This is a genomic window from Tolypothrix bouteillei VB521301 (assembly GCF_000760695.4).
GTDB lineage: Bacteria > Cyanobacteriota > Cyanobacteriia > Cyanobacteriales > Nostocaceae > Scytonema > Scytonema bouteillei_A.
Map to the genome: position 1 here is coordinate 3,621,526 of NZ_JHEG04000001.1, position 18,506 is coordinate 3,640,031.

The following is an 18,506-nucleotide window of genomic DNA, read 5'->3' on the forward strand; positions in this document are numbered from 1 at the left end:
AACAGCGATCGCTCATCAGTTAAAATATAACTATTCGCTCCAAATCTTCAAACATTTGGTCTAAAAGATCTTCCATCATTTCTTGCTTCCTTTGACGTAAAGCGGCTGGACCGCAGAGAAATTCCTTAACACTTATTTTCTGTTCGCGAAAATCTTTGACAAAATTGCGAATATCACTAATAACCTCAATTTCGGATTCCACTTGTTCTAACATTTGACCGATAGGATCGATTCCTTCTCGATGAGCTTTTCGACAATCGGAGACCATAGCTCCTTCAGAACTATGTTTGACCAACCGCAGTTCTCGTTTCAGGTTTTCATATTGAGTTTTGAGGAATTCATTTTCCTGCTCTAAACGAGTACATTTTCTAGTCAAGTCATCTTCACTGTTGCTTTCAACAGATTCACCTGCTAGATGTTTTCTTTCTATCTCCAACAGTCGCGCTAAGTCTCCTTCTTGGTACGCTTTGTTGATTTCCTTCATAATTTCTGTATGGCGCATTTGTGTCTCGCCATCTGTCACCTTATCGGGGTGAAAGATTTCAGCTAGCCGTAAAAATGCCTGCCGAACATTTCTTGAACTCTCAGTTTTTGCTCCAGAGGAAAAGTCAATTTCTTGTTGTGTTTCTTGATATTGATAGTTCTCTTCTTCATGCGATCGCGAATAAGCACTATCGGTTTCATCCACTTCAAAAAGTTCGTCTAACTCTTCATCATCTTCATTATTACTGAGTTTGGGACTGATAATTCCTGCCATTTGAAGGTTGCGATAAATTTCTTCAATATCTTTTTTTGTTTTTTTGCCAAATTTTCTTGTATTAAAGATTTCGTTAAATAGACTATGGATTTCTTTATCCAGTTCTGCCAATTTCTTAAAGCTAGGACTCGCTCTATGAAATATGTCTGTAGCCAAAGAACGCATTTGCTCAACAAAGTTGTTTAGTTCTGTTTGTTTTCTTTTGATTTGTTTGAGCAGCCATTGATGCTCTTTCTCTATGGCTTCCAAACGGATATGAATAGAAGACAGAGCCAGTGTTGTTGTGGTTGTGGTTGGAAATGTAGATCGTGCTTTTTTAGGCATGGAAAAATGTAAGTTCGCTTGAGGTTAACAGGTATCGGGTTAAATGCCTCTATCTTTGGAAGAAACACCTACAGGAAAACCTTTATCCTGGTAGGTTTTGAAAATACATATCATGTTATACAAGTGAACCTTACTACATTACTACTTTTTTCCCACTTTAAGCACTAAGTAATGGTTAAGGATTTAGAGTTTTTATTCGAGCGAGCCCATAAATCTGGGAACAAGTTCTAGTGCGATCGCTTATATGAAGTCATGGGTACTCCTCTTTTGCTAGATTAAGAGATATCAAAACAAATATCTAGGCTATCAGATATTGCTTGCGTTTTGCTTCCTACCTGGCAAATTATGTTGAAAACAGTAAAAATAGAAAATTTCCGTGGTTTTCAGTCATTTGAGCTTGCGACTACACATAGTAACGATTGTTGGATAAGTTTAGCTGACATAGCCGCTCGGGAAAAAGTAACAGAAGATAGAATTACAATTCAACGTATTGAACGCGAGAAGCAAACGGGTATAGCATTTACGGAACGTGAAATTGTCATTGCTGCTCAACGGGGAATTGAGGTGCGTTAGTGATGAGGAGCAAGTATATAGCCAAAAAGCTGATAGTAGAAGGTAGTTGCATAAAGCTATTATGGAACGTATTCTGAATCCACAGCATCCAAACGCGCAAACCTTTGTTAACTGGTTTAAGAATTTATATGACCTCTAAACCTAAGATTTTTATTGATGGGGAATCGGGAACCACAGGCTTACAGATTTACTCGCGTCTCAATCAACGGGATGACCTTGAGTTAGTTAGCATTGAGGCATCCAAACGCAAGGATTCAACAGAACGGGCAAAATTGATCAATGCTGTTGACATTGCCATTCTCTGCTTACCTGATGACGCAGCCCGTGAAGCGGTCAGCTATGTTAATAATGATAAGGTAAAAATCCTCGATGCCAGTACTGCTTATCGAACGGCTGAGGGTTGGGTATATGGTTTTCCCGAACTCAATCCGGGACAGCGAGAGAAAATCGCTAGCGCCCAGTTCGTCAGCAATCCGGGCTGTTATCCCACGGGATTTTTAGCTTGTATCCGTCCGTTGATAGCTAAGGGGCTCTTGACTCGCAACTTCCCAGTCACTGTGAATGCCGTATCGGGCTACTCTGGGGGCGGTAAGAATCTCATCCAACAGTACGAAACTTTCCATCAGAAACAAGTTGAAGGAAAATCACTTTATCCTTTTGGCATTTATGGTTTGGAGTTTGGACACAAACACGTTAAGGAAATGTGCCAGCATTCGGGCTTGTCTTCACTACCATTGTTTGTACCGGCTGTGGGGGATTTTGAGCAAGGGATGCTAGTACAGATACCTTTGCCACTGTGGATTTTAGATAATCCACCATCAGGTAAAGTGATACATGAGGCGATCGCTGACTACTATCAAGGCGAAAAATTTGTGCAAGTTGCTTCATACCAAGAACCCACCCTTCTGCGAGACGGAAAGTTCTTAGACGCAATGGCAATGAACGGCACCAACATTGTTCAAGTGTTTGTCTTTGCTAACGATTCTACAAAAGAAGCACTCCTAGTTGCTCGTCTTGATAACTTGGGGAAAGGTGCATCGGGAGCTGCGATACAAAATCTAAATATTATGCTGGGCTTACCAGAAGCATTGGGATTGTAAAGGAAGTAGAAATACCAGAAAGCTAGGATAATAGTACGCTCGTTGGGATCGAACTTGTGTATCGACCTAGCCCCCCTACTTAATAGGCTACGATGGTGTACAGATTTCTAGAAAAGAGATGAAACATTGTGAAAAGGGAGAATTGGAACAAAGTTCCCCCCTTTTTTTAAGGGGGGTTAGGGGGGATCGAAACCGCTTTTAATGCACAATATAAGACTTGTGTACACCACCGTAGTTATTAAAAGGTGTAGGCGCAAGATATAAATTGGGAGATTTTTTGTTTTGGAGTAAAACTAGCTAGATGGAACTTGCAAAACCTGTCGGTCGATCGCTTGCAACAATCGCTGTCGTAAAGTGTCTAAACCGAGTTGATGAGTTGCTGAAATAAACAGGGCTTCAGGATATTTTTCCTTAGCCAAAGCCAGAGTTTCGCTATTGACTCCGTCAACCTTGTTAAACGCAATTAAAGTAGGACCGGAAATAGCTGGCATTTCTGCTAACACTGCTTCTACACTGGCAATGTGGTTTTCCCAAGCCGGGTGAGACAGATCGACAACGTGAAGCAAAATATCTGCTTCCGTGACTTCTTCTAAGGTGGCGCGGAATGCATCGACTAGAGGTGGTGGGAGTTCGTGAATAAACCCTACTGTATCTGTCAGCAGAATTGTCCTGCGTTCTTGTGTTTCTGGATCTACAATGACTAGCTTTCTTGTTGTGGGGTCAAGGGTAGCAAAAAGTTTATCTGCTACATAAACTTCCGCATGGGTTAACACGTTCAACAAAGTAGACTTTCCTGCATTGGTGTAACCAACTAAGGCGACAGCAGGAATTTCTTGCTTTTGTCGCTGTTGTCGGATTCGAGCACGATGCGCTTGTAATTGATTAACTTCTTGCTGTAGTTGGGCTATTCGTCGCTGAATTGCTCGCCGTTCTGTCTCTAGTTTTGTTTCACCAGGTCCGCGAGTCCCAATTCCACCTCCTAGCCTGGACATTTCTCGACCTTGACCGCGCAACCGAGGCAGCATATATTCTAGTTGCGCTAGTTCTACTTGCAACTTACCTGCTTGGGATTGAGCGCGTTGAGCAAAAATGTCCAATATCACTTCAGTTCGGTCTACAACTCGGATACCAATCTCGTTCTCTAGATTGCGGGCTTGGGATGGAGAAATATCTCGGTCAAAGACAATCAAATTAGCTCCTATTTTCTGTGCAGAAAGAGCAATTTCCTCGACTTTTCCCTGACCGACAACAGTTTGAGGATGGGGACGGCTGCGCTTTTGTTGCACTGTGTCTCCTACAGTTCCACCCGCAGTTTCTACTAACCTAACTAATTCTTGCAATCCATCTTCAAACCTTTGTTGAGAAATATCATCTGTCTTCAATCCCACAAGCAGTACTTTATCGGTGTCAGACAAAATGTCTTGGAATGGCATTCCCACAGCAGATTCGGAAATTTCCCTCTCCCATTCATCAACTAAATCGTCAAAGTCCTGCTCTATTAAGTTATCTGAACTCAAAGAAGAAATAACTTCCCAAGGTTTCTCCTCATTGGGGACAATGTGAGCTAAGAAAGCTTTTTTGACTAGATCGGTATTGTCTTTGCCTCGCTTTCCGTCTTTGCCATCAGCTAAGGTTAACACCACTAGAGCATCCAAACGCTGGCGTACCATTGCAATCAGTGATGCTTCGTCGGGTGGTTCCGATTTGAATTGAGTTGCAATGCAACGAAGACCGCTGAGGCGTTCTGCATCAGACCGGGGGCGCTGTTCGGGAGGAATTTGAGTTTGGCTTGGTGTTCCTACCGCTACTCGGATGACTTGTCCTCGCCTGTTTATATAGCTGCATATGGGTTGATGAATTTCTGTTGCGATCGCTGCTACAGCTTGAGCAAATTCAGGTGTAATGAGGCTATGTGAAGGTTCTCTTTGTTCGTAAATTTGTTGCAGTTTCTTAATTTGACTGGATTTTAATGATTGAGTATTTCCATGAATAGTTTCCATAAATGGTGCTTGAACGCTTAATAATTAATACTTCCTTTTATACTTATCGTTTTTCCTATGTTCTTTAATCTTTCTCCAGTCATATTAAAAATATTATTTGATTGATGAAATTCATTTAGAGTGGGAAGAATTCCAATTTGGAAAAAATACCTGGTGATTGCAAATTAGCCCGCGCAGGCGGGCTTTGTTTGTATAGCCGAGGCAGCGCTGTGCGGGGGTTCCCCCCGTTGTAGCGCCTGCCGTCCACATTTCTAATGTGAGGGAATTTGAAGCGCCACCTCATATAGAATTGATAGAAGTTTATCATCCAATTTAATTTGTGTTTTTTAATACTATTTCAGTTTACAATCTTTTGTCCGCTAGATAGAAGTTGGCTGTTAACAATAACTTTATTGTGGGTATTATCTAGATAGATGGTCTCCAATATATTGAATGGGAAAGTCAGTTCGGGTATAACAATATGAAATTTCAGATAGAATGTAGTAGCTTAATCAAACATGAATTTTGCTTAATATGCGATCGACCGATACAGAGAACGGAAGCGAGATTAATTGTCTGTAGCGACCAAGGTGATGGTTTTGGTGATATTTGTCCTAAGTGCATAGGTATGGGTGCTTACTGGATAAAAAACCAACTCCAGCATCTCAGTAGTTATCTCAGTAGTAAAGCGTAATTGAGAGTAGGGTAACTGATAAAAATCCGGTCATGGCTGGACATTAGCTTTAACTAGGTTGCTAAATTTCTATAACTATTATCAATAGGTGACTGAAGTGAGGGAAGGAAATATTCTCTCTAAGAAAATTCTCAAATTCTTGCATTTTAACTGTTAAAAAATGGTTTTTGGCTTTTGTTGCTGTTATTGCTCCTGAGAAACAGCTAATGCGTGCTTTTCTAACAAATTTTAATTAGAAAATTTAGGAAATCTGCTTCTAAAATAGTAAATATAGGAGCAGTTTTTGATATTCAGGTATAAAAAATTTTATTGATTTTTTTTTCCCATTCGCGTTCACATTTGTTTTAAGTGTGCCATAATGTCACGAGTCGGAATTTAATACCCAATCAGCCCCTTCATGGATGAGGGGGCTGAGAGCCTTTTGCTTAGCGCAAATCCCTATTTTTAGGAGGTTGCTATTTATGAATAGTGATATTTGAAACGAGTGACCAAGTTTAGGTAATTTTACAGGCAATTTTCTAAAAGTGTTTGGAACAAGTTGAAGTTAAAAAAATCATTTTGTAAAAGAGCAGGAAGAAATTGTGATGAACTTATTAGAGGTAGAAAACCGTCAAGCCGAGCTAAGGTCTCTTACCGAGATTGAGACAAAACCAGACAATGAAAAATCAGCATACCCTCGCCCGCATTTCCAACGAATTGCTTCTGGAGAAACGACTCCATCTCATTGGCAAAGCCTCAACGGTCTTTGGAAATTTGCGTTTGATGACCCAGGCAAATGCGTTCAACCCACTGACTTGACCCAGTGGACTCATGATATAGAAGTTCCATTTGCTCCCGAATCTATCAAAAGTCGTATTGGTGACACGGGATTCCATCCAAACTGCTGGTATGAGAAGGAATTTGAAACGCTTCCTGGTCCGGGTAGGTTGCTGCTGCACTTTGGGGCTGTAGACTATCGCGCTCGTGTCTGGGTAAACGACAGTTATATAGCCGAGCATGAAGGCGGACATACTCCTTTCACTCTGGATATTACTCATGTTTTAAATGACAGTGGAATAACAAAAGTCACTGTCTGGGCGCAGGACGATCCTCAGGATCTTGCCAAACCTCGCGGTAAGCAGGATTGGCAGCGGGAACCGCACAGTATTTGGTATCCTCGCACAACTGGTATTTGGCAAACTGTTTGGGTTGAGCGTGTAGGTACCACTTATATAGATCATATCCGGTGGACTCCTGACTTTGAGCGGTGGGAAATTGGTTGTTTTGCTGCACTTGCGGGTAATGTACCTGCTTCAGGCGTACAAATAAAGGTGAAACTCAATGTTGGCGATCGCATTCTCGTGAATGACACCTATGAAGTGTTCAACGGGGAGATTAGCCGCCGCCTCGCTCTTGCCGATCCTGGTATTGATGACTACCGCAATGAATTGTTGTGGAGCCCAGAAAAGCCAACACTTATTAATGCTGATATTGAACTGTGGTATGAAGATCAACTTCTAGACAAAGTCAAAACTTACACTGCAATGCGAACTGTTAGCATACAGCGCGATCGCTTTATGCTTAACGGTCGTCCCTACTATTTACGGCTGGTTCTAGACCAAGGCTACTGGCAAGATAGTCTCATGACACCACCTGATGATGATGCATTGCGGCAGGATATAGAACTCACTAAAGCAATGGGTTTCAACGGAGTCCGCAAGCACCAAAAAATTGAAGACCCCCGCTTTTTATATTGGGCAGACGTGTTAGGGTTGTTAGTATGGGAGGAGATGCCCAGCGCTTACCGATTCACAAATAAAGCGGTAGAACGCATGACGCATGAGTGGACTGAAGTCATCAAGCGCGATGTCAATCATCCTTGTATTGTGGCGTGGGTACCGTTTAATGAATCTTGGGGAGTTCCGAACCTGGTTGAAACAAAGGCTCATCAGAACTACGTTTTAGCAATGTATCACTTGACCAAGACCCTCGACCCAACTCGCCCAGTTATTGGTAACGATGGCTGGGAAAGTACAGATACGGATATTCTTGCCATCCATGACTACGACACCAATCCGCAGCACTTGGCTCATCGTTATGGACCTGAAGTCAAGCTATCAGATTTATTTGAACGCAAGCGTCCTGGAGGGCGTATTCTGACGCTCGACAACTATCCCCATCAAGGACAGCCTATCATGCTAACCGAGTTTGGCGGTATAGCTTATGCTCCCGATGACAAACCTGAAGCTCACAAAATTTGGGGCTACGAACGCTGCTGGAATATCTCCGAACTACAAATGAAATATGCTGCGCTACTAGAAACTATCAATAATATTGAGATATTTAGTGGATTTTGTTATACGCAGTTAACGGATACCTTCCAAGAAGCTAATGGGTTGTTATACGCCGATCGCACGCCTAAAATTCCTCTGGAGGCGATCCGTGCTGCGACCCTCTCAGGAGAAGGATTATGTACTCCCACACACTGTTAAAGCCGGATGGTCGCCAACTGACCTTATACAGTCGATATCCCATTGCAAGCAATCTACAAGCCACAAGTCCTAGCAACGAGCCAGTGCAAGCCAATCCGCATTTGCGCTGGCACCCTTTGCGGGGGGAGTGGGTGGCTTATGCGAGTCACCGTCAAGGGCGAACTTTTATGCCACCACCAGAGTATAACCCCCTTGCACCTACTAAAGACCCGCAGTTTCCAACAGAACTCCCCCAAGGAGAGTATGATGTAGCCGTGTTTGATAACCGCTTTCCATCAATGGCGGTGACTGCACAAGACCCACCTGTCAGTATCGTAGAAACAATGCCCGCCAATGGTGCGTGTGAGGTTGTGGTTTTTACTCAAGACCCCCACGCCTCCCTCAGTTCTTTGAAACTGGACCACCTAGATTTGCTGTTACAAGTATGGGGCGATCGCACCCGCGTACTTGGAGGCAATCCAAAAATTCAGTACGTGCTTCCCTTTGAAAACAAGGGTGTGGAGGTTGGTGTCACCTTGCACCATCCCCACGGGCAAATCTATGCCTATCCTTTTGTACCGCCTGTCCCTGCAAAAATGTTGGAACAACAAAGGCAGTTTTACCAGCAACAGGGGCGTTCTTTGTTGGAAGATTTGATCCAAAAGGAAATCGCCGACAACAAACGAATTCTTTATCGGGATGAGGAAGCGATCGCATTTGTTCCAGTGTGTGCTCGTTACCCCTATGAAGTTTGGATTGCTCCTATTAAGGCAGTAGGTCACTTTTACGACCTAAGTGCAAAACAACGTCAGGGACTTGCTAGAGCATTAAAAACCGTCACTCTTAAATACGATGGTTTGTGGAACCGCCCGTTTCCTTACTTAATGGCTTGGTTTGGTGCTCCAACCGACGGTGAGGCTCATCCCGAAGCCCATTTACACGCACAGTTTTACCCACCTTACAGGACAAGTGAAAGGCTAAAATATCTAGCCGGAACAGAACTTGCTGCAGGGATGTTTGCCAACGATGCTTTGCCAGAGGAAAAGGCTCGCGAGCTACAGGCTGTATTGGTAAATTTCGAAACACCAGTACCGTTGTGATAACTCCCTTAGGGCTTACACATAGCCCCCCTATTTAAGCTACATTGGTGTACAGATCTCTAGAAAAGACATGAAACATTCTAAAAAAGGAGAAATGGAATTAAGTTCCCCCTTTTTTAAGGCTACGGTAGTGTACAGATCTCTAGAAAAGAGATTAAACATCGTGAAAAGGCAGAATTGAAATTAAGTTCCCCCCTTTTTTAAGGGGGGTTAGGGGGGATCGAAACCGCTTTTAATGCACTATATAAGACTTGTGTACACCACCGTAGAGTTAAGGGGATATGGGGGGATCTGCAACGTTTGAAATCCTCAAAATACCGTTTGAAGTTGCGTAAGCCCTCTCCCTTTTAAAAATTTCCAAATTAAAAAATATCCCAAAATTTCTTGTGGTGCGGGCGTCCTCGTCCGCCCTTTATTTAATAGTGTCCCCACCCTTTCAGTACTTACGCAAAATTACTTGTAAATTTTAAAAAATAATTTTATAGAAAGAGTCATAGGCTGAATACAAAGGTCTATATAGGCATTTTATTTGAATAGTAAACTTCTGGAATACGATAGGGCGTATAATCATTAACATCAGTGTATAAAGTAACATCAATTTCAATTGCCAAAAGTAATTATTAATTACTTAGGAGCATCCCACGGGTAGCGGTTGCAACCCGTCATGCATGGAAGAAACACTTTTTCCCCACTCCCTACTCCCTAATTAATAGGGTGACTGCCATGACATCTTCTGAATCAAACAGTATACGTTTAGACATTCATAACCCAATACGAATATTTTTTCCTAACAAGGTTGCTTATCCCATCCCACACAATGAGGTAGGGACAAATACGCCAATTCTATTGAGGATAAGTATCTTTAACAAGACTTCAAATCGCTTTCGCTTGCATCTTTTGCAACCGATTCTTCCAGAGCTATTGACACGAGATGGACAAATCATACAAAGACGTTTAGTGACGGATGAGGGTTTTACGAATAATCAGCAAAATATTTCACTTGAGCAACATCAGAGTCGGGAAGCCGTTTTTTTTCAAATTTCACCTAATTGCAGTTGCGGATTTGATTTGCCTGCTAAGTTTTTTTGGCACAACAATATTCTCCAGCTAAAAATTCCTACTATTCCAATGTTCTCACCTAATTCTTTTTACCCCACATCCTTCTGGTGTTTTGATAGGCTGGAAGCAAAGAATTATCAACTTCGGTTTATTTTAAATACCTCTAATGAAAATAAATGGTCTGATGAATCTAATATCGAACGAGCGAGAACTGTAGGGGAAATCAGTTCAGAAATGCTCGCAACCCCTTGGCTAAATCTTCGTTTAGTTCAACCCTTATCCACTGATAGTCGCGCAATCGAAGTTGATGGAGTCCAATTCAAAATAGAGATGCCTGAATCAGTTTTAACTATACCAAATAGACAAACCGGAGCTAAAACTGATGTCAAGCTAGGTATTCAAGTTATCAACAATACTTCCAACTCACTTCGTTTTTATCAACTAGGTTCTATAAATATGTATCTAATAGATGATAATGAAAGAGCCTTACAAACTCTTCCTGAAAAAATAAGCGCTGGAAAGCCAAAACTCCTAACTAATTATTCGGTTCAATCGGGAAAAAGTGCATTTTTTAGTTTAAATGGAGAAATTTCATGGAGGGACAAAAATGTTCTTCAAATAGCATTTCCAAGGAAAAGTCGCCAACAATTTACTGGAAACGATTCTTACTATCATTTCGGCGAACTCACAGCCAACCAATCCTATCAGCTTCAAGTTACATATAAAGTTGCTGAAAGTGCAACTCATTTAGAGGAAAAAATCTTAGAAAAAGTGTGGACGGGTTGGGTAACTCTACCTTCTGTCAACTTTACTCTTGTCGAACCATAAAATGAAAATAAAAAGGGTGCGATGCTCCCGGAGGGAGCCGCCCAAGGGGCGATCGCTAAACTTTCAGTACTAGTTTGGTATTGAGAGGATTGACTGCGCCCGAACAACATACAGCAATTAACAGGGTTACTGATATGACATCTTCTGATGAACTGAGCGATACACATATAGAAATCGCTAGCTCCTCCCTAAGAATTTTGTCTGGCATGGTCTATTCCATTCCAAAGAAGCAACTTGGGGTCTATACTCCCATCAAATTGCGCGTGAATATCGTCCACAAAACCTCAAATTCCCTTTATCTTAACCCCGAGCAACCCCTTATTCCAGAGCTTTTGACATCGGATGGACAAATAATACAAGGACGTTTAGTGACTGAGGAACTTATTACTAATACTCAGCCAAATAACCTGACAGAAGGCGATCAAACGAAAAAACTTGAAAACTGTAAAATCAGAGTTGAAGGACGGCGAAGTTTTTATCTAACTGCAAGGCTGTTTTGGCGTGATAGCTCCCTACAGCTAGCAATTCCTAGTTCTCCTAATTCCGGATTGATTAATTCGGTTGACTCGAATTATTTTTGGTGTTTTGACCGACTTGAAGCAAAAATATATCAGCTTCGATTTGTTTTAAATACCGCTCGTGAGACTACACCTGTTTTAGAATCTAAAATCGAACAAGAAGAAACTGTATGGGGAGATTGTTCGGAAATATTATCAACACCTTGGCTAAATCTTCATCTAGTTCAACCATTAGTCACTGACGAGCACACAATAGAAGTGGATGGCGTCACATTTAAAATAGAGATGCCAAATTCTATTTTTAGAATCTCTAAATCAGAAACGCGTGTAAAGCTGGGCATTCATATTACGAATAATACGTCAATGACTCTTCGCTTTTATCAAAAAGCTTCAATAGAAGCCATTTTAATAGGTGACGACGGTAAAGAAATAAATTCTCAAAGCGATCCACCAGGAAGAGGGAGAAGTAAGGAACCAGAATATTACTCAGTTAAACCAGGAAAAAGTGTATTTTTGAATTTAGAGTCAATGCTTCTTTGGAGTTATAAAGAAGACCCAAGCACAAACATACAAGAAACATGGTATTTTGACAAAAGCTTGACTCTCAGACGACGGTCTTCCGAGCATCAACATGGTTTCCAATTAAAACCTAAAGTTCAAATTCAACTTGCTGTTCCTAATAAAACTCGCCACCGCTTTAATGAAGGTAATGGCTTTGATTATTTTTCCGATCTCAAAGTGGGTGCATCATATCAACTTCAAGTCATATACTGCGTTTCCGATGGCGCAAGAAACTTAGAGTCACGGGTATTAGAAAAAATTTGGACTGGGTGGATAGCTATGCCCTTTGTAGAATTCCATCTTGTCAAACTATAAAGTGACCTAGTTGGTGTACTCACAAACTGGAAATCTGCTGAAATTGACAACGCATAAAATGACTGTTAAAAGAAAAGATAGCCAATATGTCTGGAAAATCAAAGAAAAAGAAAAGCAAAGCCCCTAAAGCAAATGGGAGAGGGATGGAAATTTGGGAGCCAGAGCTAATAGTACTATCTATTCCAGAAAACAGAGCAAGTGCTTTTGCACCTTTGTGGCTTCGCGTTTGCATGACTCGTAACTGTAGTAATTCATCTGTTAGCCGATAGCGCTGCTGCACGGAAACTGCTGCATATTGCTTGGGCTGTGGTCAAAAAGAGACACCCGTTTGACCAAAACTATGTACTCAAACAGCAAACCACTTGACAGTTGCCTACGGTATCTTCCCTAGCATTACGCCAAGATACAAGCGAAAACTAACTTAACACCAGTCTCATTCTTTAGTTAGAGGTTAGGTTTAATTGAAAGCTTTAAGGTTCAGGTGTTGATTTGTAGTAGTTAATTTTTTTAGTAGTTTATAAGGCTGATACGAAGGGTAAATTTTTTCAAGAGACTTCTATATGCCTTTCGCTAATAAGCTTTTATCCTACACTGTCGTCCGCTCCTAGTATTAGAGTTTGGCCAAATTTGTTTGTCCAAACTGCAATAAACAAAGCACCATACAGCAAGCACGGCAGACAATAGACATGAGCCAACCAATTAAAGTTGAAAAGACGGTAACGATTAACAAACCAGCAGAGGAACTCTACCGCTTTTGGCATAACTTTGGGAACTGGCCGCGCTTCATGAAGCATCTCAAAGACGTAAAAGTACACAATAATAAGCGCTCGCACTGGACGACCAGTGGGGTGTTAGGTGGAAGTGTTGAATGGGATGCAGATATCATTGAAGATCGGGAAAACGAATTGATTGCTTGGGCTTCGGTTGAAGGTGCAGATGTTGATAACTCTGCTTCTGTCCGCTTCCAGCCAGCACCCGCCAATCGCAGTACAGAGGTAAAGGTCGTCACGGAATATAACCCGTCTGGTGGTGCAATTGCATCTGTGTTTGCCAAACTCTTCGGCGAAGAACCAGAACAGTAGATTGGAGATGATTTACGCCGCTTCAAAATGCTGATGGAAGCAGGCGAGATTGCAACAACAGAAGGTCAACCAAAGGGAGGTTAAAGATTATGAAAGCAGTTTGCTGGCACAGCGCTAACGATGTACAAGTTGATACAGTACCCGAGCCAAAAATCATCAAACCGCGTGATGCGATTGTGAAAATCACGTCAACGGCGATTTGCGGTTCTGATTTACATCTTTATGACGGTTACATCCCCACAATGGAAAAAGGAGACATCCTGGGTCATGAATTTATGGGTGAAGTCGTTGAATTGGGCAGTGCCGTCAAAAATATCAAGATAGGCGATCGCGTAGTTGGGTGACCGCCGAGATACGGATACTGTTGGCGAAATATTACTTAACATTTGAAGAGAAACCCAAACGATGTATTACATGGAAAGGAGGCATGGGCTTTACCATTTTGTCTTCTGTGATGGTTTTTGCTCCACCATGAACAATAATAGTCGGGATCGTAGAATTTCCTTTAGTTAGTATGAATTTTGCGGAACTGCGCTTGCCTCAACGGGTTTAGTTGCTCTCTGGCGATAGGTTCCATCAACATTTACCATACCAACAAACCAAGCTGCCATCGTGGAGATCGCCTCTTACAGAATTTTAGCAACATATAACTGGGGAGGTGCTGCGCCATACGAATTGCTCCTTCAGGACAGCTAGCTAGGTGCCGTCTGCTCTGGTGCCTTTGTTCAACTCAATTTTTGTCAGTCCCTAAAGAAGTTCTCAGGATTGAAGTTGAGCATTTTAGAAAGACTAAAAAGATAAAATTTGTCCAATTATGTCTGCAAAATTTAGCTGTAAAACTTGAATCTCCAGATGGAATCGGAAAATATAAGAGAAGAACTTGGCGATTAAAGTTTAATCCTACCCCATACCGTTTCACTATATTAAGGAGGCGACCAATGGCTAGCATCACAATTTCCCACCTGCATCCTATTGATAACGAACGGCTTTTCGATGAACTAACTGCTAGGGAAATGAGGACTGTAGTTGGTGGAGCGTTAGTCTTTAAACTAAACAACGTTAGTCCCAAACAACTAGAAATATTGAAGTTGTTTTCTGTTTTTAACAATCCGGATAGAGACCCGATAACTATTACTTTGAATACTTTGGATCATCCTGGGAATTCTTATTAATTTTTTAGGTCTCATAACTTGGCAATGACATAGTCAACAAATTTATCATCTACTGTACCTACAACTAACGTGAATTAGCTGTAGGTATAATTTATTTAAAATATTTTTTTAATAGACTATTTGCAAAACTTTTTTGATGTCTCAGACTGGAAGTTTGAGGCTAGTTACCCTTTTGGGGAATTCAAAATATGCCCACCGCACGTTACGCGAAAATGAATCTCTTAAAATTCAGTCCCCTTGACTCTCGGAGATGGGGGTATTTAAAGCTAACTATTTTGAAAAAGACATAATTTGTCTATATATGTCGATTCCATCAGAGCGATCGCCTTGAATTTTCAAAATTTCTATTTAACAATGGCAATTATAAGGTTAAGCAATCAAAGCTTAATTCTCACACAAAGACTACTTAACTTCCGCTATTTTTTAGGAGAAAAACAATGGCGAACATTAAAGTTTCTGACATGAATCTTGCTGGTTCTGAACTGTTCATGGACTCCGAAAGCTTTCTCAACGACCTAACCGACATGGATGTAACATCCGTTCAAGGTGGTGAAGGCTACGGATTAGGTGAATTTTACGGCTTGAATTACAAGGTTCTTGAGGCTGGACTGGTAGGATTGGGAATTACTAACGTTGTCTCCTTAGTCAAGTCATTTAGCGCCAACGGTTTAGGTGGCATTGGTACTGGTGCTACTACTGGTGCTACTACTGCTGCTGGTACTGGTGCTACTACTGCTGGTGCTAGTACTCTGCAGCTGACTATCTAGTCATTTGTATTTGGTTGTGCGGGCAGAACGCAACAATCAAAAGCTCGAGCGTGTTTAATTTACCAACTAATAGGAGAAAAAACAATGGCGAACATTAAAGTTTCTGACATGAATCTTGCTGGTTCTGAACTGTTCATGGATTCCGAAAGCTTTCTCAACGACCTAACCGACATGGATGTAACATCCGTTCAAGGTGGTGAAGGCTACGGATTAGGTGAATTTTACGGCTTGAATTACAAGGTTCTTGAGGCTGGACTGGTAGGATTGGGAGTTACTAACGTTGTCTCCCTAGTCAAGTCATTTAGCGCCAACGGTTTAGGTGGCATTGGTACTGGTGGCATCATATAATGACCTTCTCTACTAATTTGTAGGTCGTTATTTAGCAGGATTTAGGAATGTCATCGCTTAATCCTGCTGAAGCTGCAAGCTGCCAATTAGCAGGATTAGTGCTTTTCAAACCACTAATCCTGCTCCAATTAAGCAATGATTGTTTGAGGAGTGGAGGCATAAATGGCTAAAATCATAATTTCTGATTTACGTCCCGCTGACTCTGAAGATTCCGAAAGCTTTTTGCATGAAATAACTGATATAGAATCCACGATTGTACAAGGTGGTGTGGACTACGGACTCTCTCAGTTTCTAAACTTTGGTGTTAAGACTTTAGAGTATGCATTAATCGGGTTTGCTATCTATAACATTGTGTCGCTAGTCAAGTTATTTATGACCTCTCCTCGACATCGGTTTTAGTTGGTATCTCCTTTTCCCGCTTGTTTGCACTTACAAAATCAGCACTTGTTATCGCTTTAAATGTCTTGAATTTTGCGAAGATTATTCATGAACTTTTACCTAACTATACAGTCATTAAAGCTTGAAAAAGCTCTGACATCATGACATTTCTATTAAGTTCTCAAAATGTTTTTGAGTACCTAGTTGAAAAGGGACTCTCTACTCACCAAAAGCAGTCTCTGAGCAAGATTGAACTAAAACCTGCCAAAAACTTTAACTTGTTACTCAGTTTGCCAGAAGGTCGTCAACTCCTGATTAAGCAAGAGCCTCACGACCATCAAGGAAAAACCGCAGGTGAGTTTTTGCGAGAATGGCAAGTTCAAAGGTTGTTACAACAATTTCCAGAACTTAGCCACATTCGTTCATCCGTTTGCGAGGCGATTTATTTTGATGCTGAGCATTCAATCATTGTGTTCAATTATCTCAATGATTATCGCGATTTAGCGGATTTCTACATCAAGGAAAATATTTTTCCAACTGCCATTGCAGCTGCGGTGGGAGCTACTTTAGCTTCAATCCATCGCCTGACTTTAGACGCTCAAGACTATCGGGAATTCTTACAATCTAACACAGGAGCATTTAGTCACCAAACTTTTAACCTGACGAGTGATTTGGAACGAATCACTCCGGAAATTTTTGGTACTGTTCCGGGCGATGGTTTGAAATTCTTTGTACTCTATCAGCGTTTCGACAGCCTGAGACAGGCGATCTCACAATTGAACGCGGCCATCGAACTGTGTTGTCTCACCCATGATGACCTGAAGTTGAATAATATCTTACTGGCCAATAATTGGGAGGAAGCGGTTTCTCAAACATCGTCGCCAACTCACAGCATGATTCGCTTAATTGACTGGGAGAAATCGAGTTGGGGAGATCCGGCTAGCGATTTAGGAACGCTAATTGCCAATTACTTGCAAATTTGGTTGTATGGCTTGACAGTTAGTAAAACGATTACTCTTGAAGAGTCTTTGCGCCTGAGCACGACTCCTTTGGAACGGCTCCAGCCTTCAATAGCAGCCCTGGTTAGTGCTTATTTAAATAACTTTCCAGAAATTTTGCGGCGTCGGGATTTTTTGCTCAGAGTTGTGCAATTTTCCGGTCTTGCCTTGATTCAAGCAATTCTGGCAACAATACAGCACGAAAAAACCTTTGGTAATCTCGGTATCTGTATGTTACAGGTTGCCAAGGCTTTGTTATGCCGTCCGGAACAATCCATTGAGACTGTGTTTGGCATGACGGCTTTTGACCTGATTCACCGCAGAGTTTTGCGCTTGGTTAAGTAATTTAAGTTATGGGCATACAATTATGCAATTACTAGATTCGCCGACATTACTAATATCAGAGACTTCGCTTAAGCAAGTACTATCTACTCTACAAGACATAGCCAAAAAAGTTGAGATTCAATCCAACTTTTGTATTTGCCATCCAGATTACAAACCCTTAAAACTTCCAGATGAAGTCGTATCCCGCTTTCAGCAATTACCATTGAACCTTCAGCACAAGTTTCTCAATTCGCAATTGTGTAATTTTCTCTACGGCATCTATTATAACGGCGCAGCTCAAACTCTCCTTGCTCTAGATGCAGAGTTAATGGATTCGACAAAGCTCCAGAATCTAGAGAACAATACCTTTTTAGGAGTAGATTTGGGGTTTTACGAGCAATTGCACAGAGCCAACAACGGTAAAGGCTATTTTGACCCCGGTTGGCAAGTGCTGAGGCTTGAGAGCGATCGCACTCTAGCGGTGAAAAAGGGCGAATTGACTTTGCATATAGAACGCGAGCGCCATCTCCAAGGCGTAGAGCAATATGCGCTCGTTGGCGACTCGGTTGCTATCAAGATGCCTCCTAATTTGGTGCAAAATGGTTTTTACATGGCAGTTGGTGATGCGGGACCACAAAGTCATGCTCGTACACTCATCAATTCGCAGCTTGTGCGCGTCTACTTTAATTTAAGTCCTGAAGGTGCAGTTGCGGTTATGGGTAGCTTAACACGGCAACTCAACACTATGTTCATTCCCTTCAGTTTTAAAGCGCTATACAATCCTTCCGACTACGAGCGCTACGATACAGCCGTGCTTTACTTTGAAAGAAGTGACTATCGAATCATTCGGCTAGTGCTGCAATCTATTTATACAAAGTATCAGTCGTATTTTAGTCAGGAAGTGCCACTCTTCACAAAATTGCTAGCACCAGGACTTGCTCTGGCAGAAGAACCAGACAATAAATTTAGTGAGAAAGAAAGTTTTGGTTTAAATCGCTGCCAAATTGTTGCCAATAGTTTGCTGGAAGCTTGGCAACAAGGAAATGAGTCAAAAGTCAATCGGATGGTACTGATGATTAAGCACTTCGGCAAACAGGGAATTGAATTGCAGCGTCCTTACCTCAATGCCGAATCTGAAGATATTTACGAGATTTTAGATTTATCCGATTCACAGTGATT

17 protein-coding genes and 2 pseudogenes are annotated in these 18,506 nt (G+C 41.6%); 16 read left to right on the forward strand and 3 right to left on the reverse strand.

Annotation, left to right across the window (positions count from 1 at the left end; translation table 11 throughout):
- Positions 1-19: 19 nt before the first annotated feature.
- Entirely contained in the window at positions 20-1,081 is a 1,062-nt protein-coding gene (locus tag HC643_RS14310) for a J domain-containing protein (protein ID WP_038089598.1), read from the reverse strand.
- A gap of 345 nt (positions 1,082-1,426) precedes the next feature.
- Here HC643_RS14310 and HC643_RS14315 point away from each other — a divergent pair, with 345 nt between their 5' ends.
- The 3 genes from HC643_RS14315 to argC all read left to right on the forward strand — a co-directional run bounded on the left by HC643_RS14315 (position 1,427) and on the right by argC (position 2,754).
- The gene (locus HC643_RS14315; protein WP_050045787.1) at positions 1,427-1,654 is read left to right on the forward strand and encodes a hypothetical protein; all 228 of its coding nucleotides are present in this window, start codon (positions 1,427-1,429) and stop codon (positions 1,652-1,654) included.
- 61 nt (positions 1,655-1,715) lie between these two features.
- The gene (locus HC643_RS42385) at positions 1,716-1,793 is read left to right on the forward strand and encodes a hypothetical protein (RefSeq protein WP_336604406.1); all 78 of its coding nucleotides are present in this window, start codon (positions 1,716-1,718) and stop codon (positions 1,791-1,793) included.
- Complete coding sequence (gene argC / locus HC643_RS14320; protein WP_038089591.1) at positions 1,783-2,754, forward strand: N-acetyl-gamma-glutamyl-phosphate reductase; 972 nt, start codon at positions 1,783-1,785, stop codon at positions 2,752-2,754. Before HC643_RS42385 ends, argC begins: the two co-directional genes overlap by 11 nt.
- A 293-nt stretch (positions 2,755-3,047) precedes the next feature.
- On the opposite strand, the gene hflX is transcribed toward argC, so the two are convergent.
- Positions 3,048-4,754: a GTPase HflX gene (gene hflX / locus HC643_RS14325; RefSeq protein WP_038089588.1), complete on the reverse strand. Its 1,707-nt coding sequence runs from the start codon at positions 4,752-4,754 to the stop codon at positions 3,048-3,050.
- A gap of 460 nt (positions 4,755-5,214) precedes the next feature.
- Here hflX and HC643_RS14330 point away from each other — a divergent pair, with 460 nt between their 5' ends.
- The 5 genes from HC643_RS14330 to HC643_RS14350 all read left to right on the forward strand — a co-directional run bounded on the left by HC643_RS14330 (position 5,215) and on the right by HC643_RS14350 (position 12,258).
- Positions 5,215-5,427 carry a hypothetical protein gene (locus HC643_RS14330; RefSeq protein WP_072040749.1) on the forward strand — a complete coding sequence of 71 codons (213 nt, stop codon included), beginning with the start codon at positions 5,215-5,217 and terminating at the stop codon, positions 5,425-5,427.
- Positions 5,428-6,011: 584 nt separating this feature from the next.
- Positions 6,012-7,898 (forward strand): glycoside hydrolase family 2 protein, encoded by a 1,887-nt coding sequence (locus HC643_RS14335; RefSeq protein ID WP_038089585.1) that lies wholly within the window; start codon positions 6,012-6,014, stop codon positions 7,896-7,898.
- The gene (gene galT / locus HC643_RS14340) at positions 7,877-8,977 is read left to right on the forward strand and encodes a galactose-1-phosphate uridylyltransferase (RefSeq protein WP_038089583.1); all 1,101 of its coding nucleotides are present in this window, start codon (positions 7,877-7,879) and stop codon (positions 8,975-8,977) included. Before HC643_RS14335 ends, galT begins: the two co-directional genes overlap by 22 nt.
- A 723-nt stretch (positions 8,978-9,700) precedes the next feature.
- A complete protein-coding gene (locus HC643_RS14345; RefSeq protein ID WP_167844685.1) occupies positions 9,701-10,864 on the forward strand; it encodes a hypothetical protein in 1,164 nt (387 codons plus the stop codon).
- A 134-nt stretch (positions 10,865-10,998) separates the two neighbouring features.
- Entirely contained in the window at positions 10,999-12,258 is a 1,260-nt protein-coding gene (locus HC643_RS14350) for a hypothetical protein (RefSeq protein ID WP_167844686.1), read from the forward strand.
- Positions 12,259-12,277: 19 nt separating this feature from the next.
- On the opposite strand, the gene HC643_RS14355 is transcribed toward HC643_RS14350, so the two are convergent.
- The gene (locus HC643_RS14355) at positions 12,278-12,538 is read right to left on the reverse strand and encodes a hypothetical protein (RefSeq protein ID WP_050045789.1); all 261 of its coding nucleotides are present in this window, start codon (positions 12,536-12,538) and stop codon (positions 12,278-12,280) included.
- 367 nt (positions 12,539-12,905) lie between these two features.
- Between HC643_RS14355 and HC643_RS14360 the strand changes: the two are divergent.
- The 8 genes and pseudogenes from HC643_RS14360 to HC643_RS14395 all read left to right on the forward strand — a co-directional run.
- Positions 12,906-13,424 (forward strand): annotated as a pseudogene (locus tag HC643_RS14360) (SRPBCC family protein); the annotation flags it as partial.
- A gap of 5 nt (positions 13,425-13,429) precedes the next feature.
- Positions 13,430-13,678: pseudogene (locus HC643_RS14365) on the forward strand (alcohol dehydrogenase catalytic domain-containing protein); the annotation flags it as partial.
- Positions 13,679-14,278: 600 nt separating this feature from the next.
- Positions 14,279-14,512 carry a hypothetical protein gene (locus HC643_RS14370; RefSeq protein ID WP_137986290.1) on the forward strand — a complete coding sequence of 78 codons (234 nt, stop codon included), beginning with the start codon at positions 14,279-14,281 and terminating at the stop codon, positions 14,510-14,512.
- Between the two features lie 437 nt (positions 14,513-14,949).
- On the forward strand, positions 14,950-15,279 hold the full coding sequence (locus HC643_RS14375; RefSeq protein WP_202048618.1) for a hypothetical protein: 330 nt from the start codon (positions 14,950-14,952) through the stop codon (positions 15,277-15,279).
- Between the two features lie 84 nt (positions 15,280-15,363).
- Complete coding sequence (locus HC643_RS14380) at positions 15,364-15,627, forward strand: hypothetical protein (protein WP_038089569.1); 264 nt, start codon at positions 15,364-15,366, stop codon at positions 15,625-15,627.
- Between the two features lie 162 nt (positions 15,628-15,789).
- Positions 15,790-16,026, forward strand: a complete 237-nt coding sequence (locus HC643_RS14385; protein WP_038089567.1) for a hypothetical protein — start codon at positions 15,790-15,792, stop codon at positions 16,024-16,026.
- A gap of 140 nt (positions 16,027-16,166) precedes the next feature.
- Positions 16,167-17,348, forward strand: a complete 1,182-nt coding sequence (locus HC643_RS14390; protein WP_038089564.1) for a phosphotransferase — start codon at positions 16,167-16,169, stop codon at positions 17,346-17,348.
- A 22-nt stretch (positions 17,349-17,370) separates the two neighbouring features.
- Positions 17,371-18,504, forward strand: coding sequence for a T3SS effector HopA1 family protein (locus tag HC643_RS14395; protein WP_038089561.1), 1,134 nt, complete (start codon positions 17,371-17,373; stop codon positions 18,502-18,504).
- The last annotated feature ends 2 nt before the right edge of the window (positions 18,505-18,506 follow it).